The sequence below is a fragment of the Nocardia violaceofusca NBRC 14427 genome, from assembly GCF_963869435.1.
Lineage (GTDB): Bacteria > Actinomycetota > Actinomycetes > Mycobacteriales > Mycobacteriaceae > Nocardia > Nocardia aobensis.
The window spans coordinates 23,305-36,882 of record NZ_CAWMPM010000009.1 but is presented as its reverse complement, the minus strand read 5'-3'; the positions used below and the strand labels follow the sequence as shown (position 1 = coordinate 36,882).

General features: G+C 69.4%; 13 protein-coding genes. 5 read left to right on the top strand and 8 right to left on the bottom strand.

The features are described from left to right. Positions 1-138: 138 nt before the first annotated feature. The 3 genes from tsaE to alr are packed head-to-tail and all read right to left on the bottom strand — an operon-like array spanning position 139 to position 2,889. The gene (tsaE, locus tag AC5592_RS08340) at positions 139-624 is read right to left on the bottom strand and encodes a tRNA (adenosine(37)-N6)-threonylcarbamoyltransferase complex ATPase subunit type 1 TsaE (protein ID WP_051024324.1); all 486 of its coding nucleotides are present in this window, start codon (positions 622-624) and stop codon (positions 139-141) included. Further along, on the bottom strand, positions 617-1,747 hold the full coding sequence (locus AC5592_RS08335) for an alpha/beta fold hydrolase (protein ID WP_051024323.1): 1,131 nt from the start codon (positions 1,745-1,747) through the stop codon (positions 617-619). The genes tsaE and AC5592_RS08335 overlap by 8 nt, the downstream gene beginning before the upstream one ends. After that, the gene (gene alr, locus AC5592_RS08330) at positions 1,747-2,889 is read right to left on the bottom strand and encodes an alanine racemase (RefSeq protein WP_232329262.1); all 1,143 of its coding nucleotides are present in this window, start codon (positions 2,887-2,889) and stop codon (positions 1,747-1,749) included. Before alr ends, AC5592_RS08335 begins: the two co-directional genes overlap by 1 nt. Positions 2,890-3,051: 162 nt before the next feature. Here alr and AC5592_RS08325 point away from each other — a divergent pair, with 162 nt between their 5' ends. After that, positions 3,052-3,870: an SDR family oxidoreductase gene (locus AC5592_RS08325; protein ID WP_036498295.1), complete on the top strand. Its 819-nt coding sequence runs from the start codon at positions 3,052-3,054 to the stop codon at positions 3,868-3,870. Positions 3,871-3,969: 99 nt separating this feature from the next. On the opposite strand, the gene AC5592_RS08320 is transcribed toward AC5592_RS08325, so the two are convergent. Further along, entirely contained in the window at positions 3,970-5,442 is a 1,473-nt protein-coding gene (locus tag AC5592_RS08320; RefSeq protein ID WP_371507149.1) for an NAD(P)H-hydrate dehydratase, read from the bottom strand. 174 nt (positions 5,443-5,616) lie between these two features. Here AC5592_RS08320 and AC5592_RS08315 point away from each other — a divergent pair, with 174 nt between their 5' ends. After that, complete coding sequence (locus AC5592_RS08315) at positions 5,617-6,048, top strand: plastocyanin/azurin family copper-binding protein (RefSeq protein ID WP_036498294.1); 432 nt, start codon at positions 5,617-5,619, stop codon at positions 6,046-6,048. Here AC5592_RS08315 and AC5592_RS08310 read toward each other — a convergent pair. Next, positions 6,035-6,514 (bottom strand): MarR family winged helix-turn-helix transcriptional regulator, encoded by a 480-nt coding sequence (locus tag AC5592_RS08310; RefSeq protein WP_063063867.1) that lies wholly within the window; start codon positions 6,512-6,514, stop codon positions 6,035-6,037. The genes AC5592_RS08315 and AC5592_RS08310 overlap by 14 nt on opposite strands. A 135-nt stretch (positions 6,515-6,649) precedes the next feature. Between AC5592_RS08310 and AC5592_RS08305 the strand changes: the two genes are divergently transcribed. After that, positions 6,650-7,840, top strand: coding sequence for an MFS transporter (locus AC5592_RS08305; RefSeq protein WP_036498292.1), 1,191 nt, complete (start codon positions 6,650-6,652; stop codon positions 7,838-7,840). Between the two features lie 15 nt (positions 7,841-7,855). On the opposite strand, the gene glmS is transcribed toward AC5592_RS08305, so the two are convergent. Beyond that, on the bottom strand, positions 7,856-9,724 hold the full coding sequence (gene glmS, locus AC5592_RS08300) for a glutamine--fructose-6-phosphate transaminase (isomerizing) (protein WP_036498291.1): 1,869 nt from the start codon (positions 9,722-9,724) through the stop codon (positions 7,856-7,858). 130 nt (positions 9,725-9,854) lie between these two features. Between glmS and AC5592_RS08295 the strand changes: the two genes are divergently transcribed. Further along, positions 9,855-10,721, top strand: coding sequence for a dienelactone hydrolase family protein (locus AC5592_RS08295; protein WP_036498290.1), 867 nt, complete (start codon positions 9,855-9,857; stop codon positions 10,719-10,721). Positions 10,722-11,058: 337 nt separating this feature from the next. Here AC5592_RS08295 and AC5592_RS08290 read toward each other — a convergent pair whose 3' ends face one another. Both AC5592_RS08290 and AC5592_RS08285 read right to left on the bottom strand, forming a co-directional pair. Next, positions 11,059-11,367 carry a DUF6802 family protein gene (locus AC5592_RS08290; RefSeq protein ID WP_030513482.1) on the bottom strand — a complete coding sequence of 103 codons (309 nt, stop codon included), beginning with the start codon at positions 11,365-11,367 and terminating at the stop codon, positions 11,059-11,061. A gap of 157 nt (positions 11,368-11,524) precedes the next feature. Next, entirely contained in the window at positions 11,525-11,716 is a 192-nt protein-coding gene (locus AC5592_RS08285) for a PspC domain-containing protein (RefSeq protein ID WP_063063866.1), read from the bottom strand. Between the two features lie 147 nt (positions 11,717-11,863). On the opposite strand from AC5592_RS08285, the gene AC5592_RS08280 reads away from it, so the two are divergent. Beyond that, positions 11,864-13,525, top strand: coding sequence for an ABC-F family ATP-binding cassette domain-containing protein (locus tag AC5592_RS08280; protein WP_063063865.1), 1,662 nt, complete (start codon positions 11,864-11,866; stop codon positions 13,523-13,525). The last annotated feature ends 53 nt before the right edge of the window (positions 13,526-13,578 follow it).

The window sequence follows — 13,578 nt, the reverse complement described above, 5'->3', positions numbered from 1 at the left end:
GCCCGCCCAGGGCTCGTCAACGATTAAGTGCCGCAACAACTGCCGGAGCGCCGGTGCAGCCGGGCGCGGTTGGCCGGGCCGGATTCCACGCTGCCGCGGATTCGCCCGGGCGGCATCGGTGGCGAGCATCACAACCGATCAGTACTGTCCGACCCACTCCCAGGTGGCGGTGCGCGTCTCCGATTCGGCTTCCCGATGCAGCCGCACCCGCAGATGACGGTCCGCGAGATGTTCGACCACTCCGAGACCCCATTCCACTACCACGACCGATTCGTGCAGATCGGCATCGAGATCCAGGGCGTCCAGTTCGTCGAGATCACCGCCCAGCCGATAGGCGTCGACGTGCACCAGCGGTATCGATCCCGGCGCCGCGCCGGCGCGATGCTGCCGCGCGATGATGAAGGTCGGTGAGCTGACCCGCCCCTCGACCCCGAGCCCGGCCGCGATCCCCCGGGTCAGCGCGGTCTTGCCCGCCCCGAGCGGACCGTCGAGCACCACCAGATCCCCGGGCCGCAGCTCGGCCGCCAGCTCCCGGCCCAGCGCCTCGGTATCGGCGACCGTGGGCAGTTCCCGGCGCTCGGCCTCGCCCTGATCGTCGGGCGCCCCGTCGCGACGCTCAGCCATTGCTCGCCTCCCGGCCCGCGCCGAATTCGACGGATGAGCCGCCGAAGACGCCCGCGCGCAACAGCAATCGTTCCAACGCGGCATTCATCAACTCGGGATACTGCAGATGTACCATATGCGCGGCGTCGGTGACCCGGACCAGATCGGCGTCCGGGAGCCGGGCGGCGAGTTCCCGCGAGTTACGGAACGGGATGATCAGATCGTGGTCGCCGCCGACGACCAGCGCCGGCCGCGGCGCGAGCACCGGCAGCGCCGCCGATTCGTCGTGGACCTGCAGTGCCTCGAGGAATTTCACGATGGTCTCGACGGGTGTCCGATCGATCATCGAGGTGGTGAATCGCGACAGTGTGGGACTGACGTCGCCGTGGAACGAACTGACATGCAGCACCGGGGTGATCAGCTGGCGTGCCGTGACCCGTCCCGCCTGCACCAGCGCCGGCGAGGTGTGGACGAGTACCCGGAACCCGTCGATCGCCGGACTGCGCAACAGCTGTGCCGCACCGGCACGGGTCACCCCGGCCGCGGTGGTGGACAGCAGTGCGGAGGCCAGCACGCGGCGCTCGAACAATTCGGGATCCCGGGCGGCCGCCGCGAGAATCGCCATCCCGCCCATGGAATGCCCCACGAGCACCAGCGGCCCGTCGGGGGCGCACTCCTCGATCACCCGCAGCAGGTCGCGCCCCAGCTGCGCGACCGTGCAGCTCGCACTGCTCGGCGTGCCGGAGCTGCCGTGCCCGCGCAGATCGAAGAACACCATGCGGACCTGCTCGCCCCACTGCCGCGCCAGATCGCGGCGCTGAAAGTGGAACGAGTGCATGCTGTTACAGAATCCGTGCACGAAAACGACCGTGGCGGAGGGGTTTCCGGCGCCGACGACGCGGACGGCCAGCGGTACGCCGTCGTCGGCCACCACGCGGCGCGCGGGGTCGCGGTCCAGCAGCGTGAAATCCTCGTCGCGCAGGTCGTCACCGCGGGCCGGCCAGGCGACGGCGGCGCCCATTCGCCGCAGGGCCTGCGCACCGGCGAGGGCGCCCAGCACACTCGCGGATGCCACCCCGCCCCGCAGCAGTGCGGACCGTACCCGCCGCGCGTTCCGAAACCGATGTGCCCGTTCGGGTTCCATCACACCACCCCTGCCTGTCCGGTATAGCCTCGCACGACACGGCCACGGGGGGAACAGACGATCTCGTAGTGGATGGTGTTCATCAGTTCCGCCCACCGCTGTGCGTGCGGATCGCCGGGGGCCCCGCCGAACAGCACCGCGCGATCGCCCTCCTGCACTCCCTGCCGGTTCTCGCCGAGGTCCACGACCAGCTGGTCCATGCACACCCGGCCGATGTTCGGATACTCCGCGTCCCCGATCCGCAGTGCGATCCGGCCCCCCAGGCCGCGCGGCACACCGTCGGCATAGCCCGCCGGAATCAGCGCCACGGTGGTGTCGTGCGGCGCGATCCACTCGTGGCCGTACGACACGCCCTCGCCCTGGGCCACCCGCTTGACCAGGGCGACCCGGGCCCGGAAGGTCATGGCCGGGCGCAGGCCGAAGTCGGAGATCTCCGGAATCGGACTGAGGCCGTAGACGGCGATACCGGGCCGCACCATGTCGAACGCCAGATCGGGCCGAGTGAGGGTGGCCGCGGAGTTGGCCAGGTGGACCACCTCGGGTTGCAGCCCGTAATCCTTGGCGACGGCGATGGCCTCGACGAATCTGTCCCGCTGCACATCGATGACCGGATGCTGCGGCTGATCGGCATGGGCGAGATGGGAGAACATCGCCCGCAGATGCACCACCCGCTCCGCGACCAGCTCCTGCAGCAGGGCCAGCACGTGCGGATAGTCCGCGGAGGAGACACCGTTGCGGTTCAGGCCGGTATCGAGCTTCAGCGTGACGGTCGCGGTGGTCCCGCTCGCCCGCGCCGCGCGCTCCACCGCCCGCAGATGGGCGGTCGAGGACACGCCGATCTCGATATCGGCGGCGATCGCGGCCGTGTAGTCCGCGTCGGAGGTGTTGAGCCAGCTGAGGATGGGCGCGGTGATACCGGCCGCGCGCAGCTCGAGCGCCTCGGCAATGGTGGTCACACCGAGTTCGGCCGCGCCCGCGGCCAGTGCCGCCCGGCCGACCTGCACCGCGCCGTGGTTGTAGGCGTCGGCCTTCACCACCACCATCACCGCGGCATCGCCCGCGTGTTCGCGCAGTATCCGCACGTTGTGTGCGATGGCATCCAGATCGACGACGGTCTCCACCTGCGGATCAGCGCTACTCACGGCTACCGATCCTGCCACGCGGCGCGCCGGGGCCACCCGGCGCGCCCGAGTGACTTCGGATCGGGTCGAGATCAACTCTTGCTTGGAGTGCACTCCAGCTCGTTAGCGTGGTTCACGCGGGCATACGCCGCCCGCCACCCACCCATCCACCAGAGGGGTTTCATGAGCAAGGTTTGGTTCATCACCGGCGTCTCGCGCGGATTCGGTCGCGAATGGGCCCTCGCGGCCCTCGAGCGCGGCGACCGGGTCGCCGGAACCGCGCGCAAGCTGGAGACGCTCGACGATATCGTCGCCGCCTACCCCGACACCTTCCTGCCGCTGCGGTTGGACGTCACCGACCGCGCGGGCGATTTCGCGGCGGTCGCCGAGGCGGCTGCGCGGTTCGGCCGCCTGGACGTCGTGGTCAACAACGCCGGTTACGGCCATTTCGGCATGATCGAAGAGCTCACCGAGGACGAGATCCGCGCGCAGCTCGAGACCAATGTCTTCGGGGCGCTGTGGGTCACCCAGGCGGCACTGCCGATTCTGCGCGAGCAGGGCAGCGGGCACATCATCCAGGTGTCGAGCATCGGCGGGATCAGCGCCTTCCCGAATCTCGGCGCCTATCACGCGTCGAAGTGGGCGCTCGAGGGGTTCTCGCAGTCGCTGGCGCAGGAGGTCGCCGGTTTCGGCATCCACGTCACCCTGATCGAGCCGGGCGGGTTCAGCACCGATTGGGCCGGCCCGTCGTCGGTACACAGCGCGGAGAACCCGGCATACGACGAGGTGCGGGCGGCGCGCAAACGCACCCGTGCGGCTCAGCAGCCCGGCGAGCCGACGGCCACGCGGTCGGCGATCCTGGCGGTGGTCGACGCCGACAAACCGCCGTTGCGGCTGTTCCTGGGCACCGCGCCGCTGCAGATCGCGACCGCCGACTACGAGTCGCGGCTTTCGACCTGGCGCGAATGGGAGGCGGTAACGCTGGCGGCACAAGGGGATTGATTCGGAAACGAACCCGTGGGGGATGCCGGCGGTGCGGTCTCGGCACCGGCCACCGAACCCCTCAGGCCGGAAAGTGCACGCGGATCAGCCGGTCGTCGGTCAGCTTTCGGCAAGACTGCGCAAGGTCCGCACTGCGGCGCGTAGGTGGTGCAGCAGCGGAGTAGCCGAAATGGGCGCTCCCGCATCGCTGTTCGCGTGGGCGGCGAGGTTGGCGGCGAGGGCATGGACGCGCGCGGCGGCCGCCGCCGCCGACGCTGGTTCCCGCCCCGCCGCCAGCAGGGCGCCGATGACGCCGGACAGGACGTCACCGGCGCCCGCGGTGGCCGCCCAGGAACCGCCCGCCTCGTTGACCAGCGTCGGCTCGCCGGGGGTGGCGACCAGCGTGGACCGCCCCTTCAACAGGACCGTCACCTGCCATTTCTCGGCGAGTTCGCGCACCGCAGCGACCCGGTCGGGGCCGAGTTCACGGCCGGTGAGACGCGCGAATTCGCCTGCGTGCGGGGTCAATACGGTGGGCGCCCCGCGACCGGTGACCAGCTCCGGCGCGGCGGCAAGCAGGGTCAATCCGTCGGCGTCGACCACCACGGGCAGATCGGTGGCCAGGATCTCCGCCAGGCGCTCGCGCGCCGCGTCGTCGGTGCCCGCCCCCGGCCCGAACACCCAGGACTGCACCCGGCCGGTATCGGAAATACTCTCGGTTGCGATGACTTCCGGGAACTGCGCGAGCACGTGCGCGGCCGCGGTTCCGGCGTAACGCACCATGCCGGAGGTGGCGGCCACCGCGGCGCCGGTGCACAGCACCGCGGCTCCGGGATAGGTGTCACTGCCCGCATGGATCCCGGTTACGCCCTGCGTGTATTTGTCGTCGTGCGGTCCGGGCACCGGCCAGTCACGACCGATCGACACCGGCTCCAAGGCGGCCAGGGCCGGCGCGGGCAGGCGTAAACCGATGTCGATCAACTCGATTCGCCCACACCACGGTGCGGCCAGCGCGTGCACCGGTTTGTACGCACCGAAGGTCACCGTCACCGCGGCCCGCACCGCCGGGCCGTCCACCGCACCGGTATTCGGATCGACACCGCTCGGCAGATCGGCGGCGACGATCGGCGCCTCGACCGCCGCCACCAGTTCGGCGGCCCGCGGTCGCAGCGCACCCCGGCCGGAGATGCCGACGATGCCGTCGACCACCAGGTCCGGCGCGCCGAGCAGTTCCGCGGCCGATCCCGCGCCGGCCTCGCGAATCCGGCCGCCCGCCCGGCGCAGCGCCGCGAGCCCTTGCGCATGCGCTCGCTCGGGTGACAACAGCACCGCCGTCACCGCCACCCCGCGCCGGCGCAGCGTGGCGCCCGCCCAGAGCGCGTCGCCGCCGTTGTCCCCGGATCCCACGAGCAGGGTCACGGCTCGCCCGGCGACGGCTCCGGTCCGTTCCCGTAGTTCGGCGGCAACCACATTCGCCAATCCGTACGCGGCGCGGCGCATCGGCACCCCCGCGGCGACCCGCTCGAACAGTTCGGCTTCTGCCGCTCGCACCTCGTCGACGGTGAAGTATCCCCGCAGGACCGGTGCCATCATTCGCCTCCTCGTCGGGATCGCGGTAGGAATCGCGCTCGAATCGGAACCTCCAGCAGAGTACGCCCGGAGATCTCCGGTCTCGGTATGCCCGCGGCTCTCTCGCCGACGCGACGACGCCGACACCGCGCGCGGGTGCGGCGAGCCGGACGCAACCACCGGACTAGGCTCGTAGCCATGGCCCACAGCACCGTACGCCACCGCGCAGCGCGTCTCCTCCCGACCGCCGGAGCGCTGGTGGCTGCCGTGCTGATCGCCGGATGTGGTTCGAACACAACGACATCCACACCGTCGACCACGACCGCGGCCACACCGCCGGGCACTGCGGCAGCCTCGCCGACCTCGGCCCAACCGACTTCGGTCACCGTGCGCGTCGAGGATATGAAGTTCTCCCCCGACGCCGTGACCGTGCATGCGGGCGACACGGTGACCTGGAAGTTCTCCGACAAGGTGCCGCATGCCGTACAGGGCATCGGCGATGCGGCGATGGGCATCAACAGCCCCATCTTCACCGGCGGCGAGTGGAGCCACACCTTCGCGATCCCCGGCGTCTACCGCTACCTGTGCCCGCTGCATCCCGAGATGCGCGGCACCGTCACCGTGCGGTAGTCACTGCCCGCGCCTCGCGACGATTCAACGCCTCCACGGCCGTGACCAGCGGGGCGAGTTCGGGATCGGCCGCGGCCTCGCCGAGCGCCTGCGACAGCGCGGCATCGTTGGTGGGCCGCGCCTGTTCGAGCAGTTCGAGACCCGCGGCCGTGACGTCGGTATAGATGCCCCGGCGGTCGTCCGGGCACAGATAGCGCTGCAGGAGACCGCGGTCCTCGAGCCGGGTCACCAGCCTGGTGGTCGCGCTCTGGCTCAGTGCCACCGAATCGGCGACCTGATTCATCCGCAGATGGCCACCGGGCCCGTCGTGCTGCCGGCTCAACACGGTGAGCAGTGAATATTCGCGCACACTGAGCTCGTGACCGGCCTGCAGGGCGCGTTCGATCCGTGCCTCGATCCGGTCGTGCAGCACCGAGAGCGCATACCAGCCATCCGCCAATCCGGTCAGCGCGGCTTCCGCGGTCATCGGCCCTCCTCATATCGTCGCCGTCCCCAGGATAACGCGCTCCCGCAATAGCGCGCGCTTGCATTTAACACGCGTATGCAATTATTGTCGACGCCCGTAACGCCCGTATACAACTCTGTGTGGAGGCTTGTACCGATGCCACTCGCACTTCTCGCACTCACCCTCGGCGCATTCGCCATCGGGACGACCGAATTCATCGTGGTCGGATTGCTGCCCGGGGTCGCGGACAGTTATGCGGTCTCGATCCCGACCGCCGGCTGGCTCGTCACCGGATATGCCCTCGGCGTCCTCGTCGGCGCGCCGGTGATGACCGGCCTCGGCACGCGCGTGTCCCGCAAGCGCATGCTGTTGATCAGCCTGCTGCTCCTGATCGCCGGCAACGCATTGTCCGCCGCCGCACCGACTTTCGGTCTGATGCTGACCGGCCGCATCGTCGCCTCACTGGCGCACGGCGCCTTCTTCGGCATCGGCGCGGTGGTCGCCGGATCGCTCGTCGCCCCGGACCGCCGCGCCGGTGCGATCGCCATGATGTTCACCGGGCTCACCGTGGCGACCGTGGTCGGCGTTCCGCTGAGCACGCTGCTGGGTCAGCATTTCGGCTGGCGGCTCGCCTTCGCGCTGGTCGCCGTCGTCGGCGCGCTCGCCTTCGGCGGAGTGCTGGCGCTGGTACCCGATCGGCCGGCACCGCGCGATGCCCGGTTCACCCGGGAACTGGCGGTCCTGCGCAATCCGCAGGTCCTGCTGGCGATGGCGATGACCGTGCTCGGCTTCGGCGGTGTGTTCGCCGCCATCACCTACCTCGCACCGATGATGACCGAGGTCACCGGCTTCGCGGAAACCTCCGTCACCTGGATCATGGTGCTGTTCGGACTCGGATTCCTGATCGGCAATCTGGTCGGCGGCCGCTACGCCGACCGTCACCTGCTGCCGATGCTCTACATCACACTGGCGGCGCTGGCCGTCGTCCTGGCCCTGTTCACGCTCACCGCGCACAACAAGGTCGCGGCGGCGATCACCGTCGTCCTGATCGGAGCGCTGGGCTTCGCGACCGTGCCGCCGCTGCAGAAGCGGGTTCTCGATCAGGCCGCGGCGGCGCCGACGCTGGCCTCCGCGCTCAATATCGGGGCCTTCAACCTCGGCAACGCGCTGGCCGCATGGCTCGGCGGGTCGGTCATCGCCGCGGGTTTCGGCTACACCGGCCCGAGTTGGGTCGGTGTGGTCCTGGCCACGAGCGCGCTCGGCCTGGCCCTCTGGTCGGGCGCATTGGAACGTCGCACGACACGATCCGTCGCTGCGCCCGAAGAACTTGTGGCCGTGGGAGATTGACCGGAGCGCCCGCCGCTATTCGACGGTGACCGACTTCGCGAGGTTGCGCGGTTTGTCGATGTCGTAGCCACGGGTCTGTGCCACCTCGGCGGCGAAGATCTGCAGCGGCACGGTCGACAGCAGCGGCTGGAAGAGGGTCGGGGCGGCCGGGATCTCGATCAGATGGTCGGCGAACGGACGGACCGTATCGTCACCCTCCTCCGCGATCACGATGGTGCGGGCACCGCGGGCCTGGATCTCCCGGATATTGCTGAGCAGCTTCGAATGCAGCACCGCGCGTCCCTTCGGGGAGGGCATCACCACGATCACCGGCAGGCCCTCCTCGATCAGCGCGATCGGGCCGTGCTTGAGTTCACCGGCGGCGAAACCCTCGGCGTGCATATAGGCCAGCTCTTTGAGCTTGAGCGCACCCTCGAGCGCGACCGGGTAGCCGACGTGGCGGCCGAGGAACAGCACCGTCGACTGATGCGCGAACCGGCGGGCGATCTCGCGGACCTGCGGCGCGGTCTCGAGCACCCGCTCCACCAGCTTCGGCATGGCCTCCAGCTCACCGAATTCGCGGGCCACCTCGTCCGGGTACTTGGTGCCGCGCGCCTGCGCGAGGGCAAGGCCCACAAGGTAATTCGCGGTGATCTGGGCGAGGAAGGCCTTGGTCGAGGCGACGCCGATCTCCGGGCCGGTACGGGTGTAGACCACGGCATCGGATTCGCGTGGAATCTGCGCGCCGTTGGTGTTGCAGATCGCGAGCACGCGCGCCTTCTGCTCCTTGGCGTGGCGCACCGCCTCCAGCGTGTCGGCGGTCTCACCGGACTGCGAGATCGCGACCACCAGCGTGGACCGGTCCAGGACCGGGTCGCGGTAGCGGAACTCGCTGGCCAGCTCGACCTCGACCGGAACCCGGGTCCAATGTTCGATCGCGTACTTGGCCAGCAGGCCGGCGTGATACGAACTGCCGCAGGCCACCACGAACACCTTGTCGAATTCGCGCAGTTCCTGGTCGGCGAGGCGCTGCTCGTCCAGCACGATGCGACCGTTGTCGAAATGGCCCATCAGCGTCTCGGCCACTCCGGCGGGCTGCTCCTCGATCTCCTTGAGCATGAAGTAGTCGTGGCCGCCCTTCTCGGCGGCGGCCAGATCCCAGTCGATGGTGAACGGACGGGTCCGCGCACCCTCGGTGGCGCCGGCGAAATCGGTGACCACGTAGCTGTCCGCGGTGATCACCACGGCCTGGTCCTGACCGAGCTCGACCGCTTCGCGCGTGTGCTCGATGAACGCCGTCACATCCGAGGCGATGAACATCTCACCCTTGCCCACACCGACCACCAGCGGTGTCGAGCGACGCGCGGCCACGATCGTGCCCGGATGGTCGGCATGGGTGAACACCAGCGTGAACGCGCCCTCGAGCCGGCGCAGGACGGCCAGTGCGCTGCCGACGAAATCACCGGCCGTGGGTCCGGCCGCATACGCCCGCGCGACCAGGTGGACCGCGACCTCGGTGTCGGTATCGCTGCGCAGTTCGACCCCGGCCTCCTCGAGCTCGCGACGCAGCGGCGCGAAATTCTCGATGATGCCGTTGTGCACGACCGCGACCCGGCCCGCGAGATCGCGGTGCGGGTGCGCGTTGCGATCGGTGGGCGCGCCGTGCGTGGCCCACCGGGTATGCCCCATACCGGTCGTACCGGCGAACGCGGCGGGACCGGCCTCGGCCAGCTCGGCCTCCAGATTGGCCAGCCGACCGGCCTTGCGCTCCACCGCGATAGTGCCCGCGCCGTCCAGGATCGCCACGCCCGCGGAGTCGTAGCCCCGGTACTCCATGCGGCGCAGTGCGTCCACGACGACGCCGAGCGCGTCCCGGTACCCGACGTAGCCAACGATTCCGCACATGGTGTCCCAGCCTACTTGGGCCGCGTGGACACGCGAATCGGCCTGCTATCGCAGCAGGTGGCGGCGTGTCCGGGCCGCTCCGCTCGCGACAGTGCCGCATTCCGGGCGACTCTCGGTAGAGTTCTCCCCCGTGTCGGTGTCTGTGAAATCGCTTCTGAGCATTCTGACCAGCCCGGGTCCGCACCGGGTGATGCGCGGCAACCTCGGCATCGCCGGGCAGCCCGGCGTGGTGTACACCCCCGAAGAGGGCCACAACCTGCCCGCGGTCGCCTTCGGACACGGCTGGCTCGCCGGCGCCGGCAACTACCGCCGATTGCTCGAACATCTCGCGTCCTGGGGTTTCGTCGCCGCCGCACCCGACACCGAACGCGGCCCGCTGCCCTCGCACCTGAATCTGGCCACCGACCTGCTGACCACCCTCGACATCTGCGCGGGCGTGCGCCTGGGCGGCGGCACCATCAGCGTGCACCCGGACAAACTCGCCCTGGCGGGGCACGGCATGGGCGCGGGGGCCGCCGTCATCGCGGCCTCGCAGCGCAAGGTCGGTGCCGTGGCGGCCCTCTATCCGGCACCCACCGCCCCGAGCGCGGAAGCCCTCGCACCCCAGATCGACACCCCGGCCCTCATCGTCGGCGGCGGTGCCGACATCTCCACCGGCAACTGCACCGCACAGGCCCTCGCCACCGCCTGGGGCGGGCCGATGTCGCTGCGCACCGTCGACAAGGCCACCCACAACGGCATCGTCGAGGGCCGTCGCGCCCTGGCCGCCCTCGGCGCCGCCAAATACGAACCGAAGACCGAACGCATCACCCGCGCCCTTCTGGTCGGCTACCTCAGCTACCAACTCCTGGGCGACAAGAAGTATCAGCCCTTCGCCGACCCCGAGGCCGACATCCCGCACACCGCCGCGGTCGACCCGGAAGCCACCGAAGAGCCCGAGCCCGAACACGTTTCGCCCCTGCAGCTCGTCCAGATGGCCCGCGCCCTGCGCAAGTAGGAGGCCGTCGACAATCGATTCTCGAAGTCAGGCTCGCCATCGTGAACTCCTGGGACGACACCAGCTACAACTGGGGCCTCTGCCGCCGCCGGAACGCCCCCGTATCCAGAACCGAAACCGCAACGCGATCCGCTCGAACGACGATACGAGCCCTGGACTCGTAAGCCTGGGTCGGTGCGTCCGCGCCAGACGACGGCTCTCCGGTTCTGATCCAGCCGGATGCTGTAGAAGGCGAATTGCCGTCGCTGGAACGACTGAAGGCACTGGCGCAGCGATAGGTGAGCTCGTACCCGCATCTACTTGCCGGGCCGTCGGTCGAAAACCGAAGGCACGCCGCTCACTTGCCCATCTTGCCCTTGTCCACCTGGACCCACTCGGTGCGGCCGTCGGGGTAATGGTGGAATTCCCAGGCGGAGTAGTCGCCGCCGTCATCGACGATGCTGACATGGTCGGCGTAGCCGTCGTGGTCCATATCGGACCAGACTTCCATCGAGTGGTCGCTGTGGAAGGTTTCGGTGTCCAGGATGCCGTCGGCGTCGATATCCTGGGACGGGTGGTTCAGCTCCACGGCGCCGATGCCGCCGAGGTCGGAGTGTGCGTCGACTTCCGGCAGGTCCAGGCCCGGCAGATCGCCCGAATGGATCATGTATGTGCTCCTCGAGGGACGTGCGGGAATTTCCTCCATCCTGGCATCCGGAAGTGGTGTGGCGCATCCCCCGGTCCGGCATGTTGTGGATAACTTACCGGCGCCGAGGTGGGCCGAGGGTTTGCTTGTGGATAACTATCGTCCGGCCGCGCCCGGGCTACTGCTTCGGGATGATCAGCCACAGCACCAGGTAGACGATGAACTGCGGGCCCGGCAGCAGGCAGGAGAGGACGAACAGCAGGCGGATCACATTGGCGTTCCAGCCGAAGTATTCGGCGAGGCCACCGCAGACGCCGCCGATCCACTTGTCGGTGGTCGATCGGGTGAGGCGGCGGGTGGGGGCGGTCATGACGCTCTCCTTCTGTCACGGTCGTGCGTGGTGATTCCACTGTGCTGTGCGGGCACCCCGGCGCGCATCGGGCGCGAGACCCATCCCGACCCTGATTTCCACGGCCCGGGCTCAGGGTGATACCCCGAACCCGGCAGACTCGTGGGGGTGAGTACGACTCTGCATGCGCACGGCCTCTCGGCGGGGCACGGAGACCGGGTGCTGTTCGAGGACCTGGATCTGGTGCTGGCGCCCGGCGATGTGATCGGTCTGGTGGGGGTGAACGGCGCGGGTAAGTCGACGCTGTTGCGGATGCTGGCCGACCGCACACCGCAGACCGGGCGGATCACGCTGAGCCCGCCCGATGCGACGATCGGCTACCTCGCGCAGGAACCGGAACGCCTGGCCGACGAGGCGGTGGCCGGATTCCTGGCCCGCCGGACCGGGGTGGCGGCGGCGCAGCGCACGATGGACGCCGCGGCCGAACGGCTGGCGACCGACGATACCGCCGCCGACGAGTATTCGGCCGCCCTGGAACGCTGGCTCGCCCTGGGCGGCGCCGACCTGGAACCGCGCGCCGACGAGGTGGCCGCCGAACTGGGCCTCACCGAAAGTTTGCCGCAAGGCCTCGACACACCCATGACCGCGCTGTCGGGTGGGCAGGCGGCGCGGGCCGGGCTGGCCTCGGTCCTGTTGTCGCGCTTCGACATTCTGCTGCTGGACGAGCCGACGAACGATCTCGACCTGGACGGTCTGGCCCGGCTGGAGAATTTCGTGACCGGGGTGCGGACGCCGTTGATGGTGATCAGTCACGATCGCGAATTCCTGGCGCGCACCGTCAACCGGATCGTCGAACTCGATCTCGCCCAGCAGCAGGTCGGCAGTTACGACGGCGGCTACGACTCGTACCTGGCCGAACGCGAGATCGCCCGCCGGCACGCGCGGGAGGCCTTCGAGGACTACGCCGATACCAAGGCCGGGCTGGAAGCGCGGCAGGTGATGCAACGGAACTGGCTCGAGCACGGCGTGCGCAATGCGCGCCGTAAGGCTCGGGATCCGCGAAAGGTGGACTCCGACAAGGCCGGTCGCAAGATGCGCGCCGAATCCACCGAGAAGCAGGCGTCGAAGGTGCGCCAGACCCAGCGCCGCATCGAACGGCTGGAGGTGGTGGAGGAGCCGCGCAAGGAGTGGGAATTGCGGATGTCGATCGCCTCCGCCCCGCGCAGTGGGTCGGTGGTGGCGACGCTGTCCGATGCCGTCGTGTCGCGCGGCGAGTTCGTCCTCGGTCCGGTTACCACCCAGGTCGATTGGGGTGACCGGATCGTCCTGACCGGTCCCAACGGGTCGGGTAAATCCACGCTGCTGGCGCTGCTGCTGGGCAAGGTGGCGCCGGACGCCGGAACCGCCTCGCGGGGTTCGGGGGTGGCGATCGGCGAGGTCGATCAGGTACGCGGACTGTTTCGTGGCACCGCCTCGCTGGCCGACACGTTCGGCGCCGAGGTACCCGACTGGCCGGAGGCGGAGATCCGCACGCTGCTGGCCAAATTCGGGCTGCGCGGGGCTCATGTGCTGCGCGCCAACGACACCCTGTCGCCGGGTGAGCGCACGCGCGCCGCGCTGGCGCTGTTGCAGGCACGCGGGGTCAACCTGCTGGTACTCGACGAACCGACCAACCATCTCGATCTGCCCGCGATCGAGCAGTTGGAGCAGGCCGTCGAATCCTTCGACGGCACACTGCTGTTGGTCACCCACGATCGGCGCATGCTCGATACCGTGCGGGCGACCCGGCGCTGGCACATGTCCGCCGGACAACTCACCGAAAACCGTTGAATCAGAACGTGCTCGGCGTAACGATCGCGATGCCTCACGCGACCGCCCAGGAG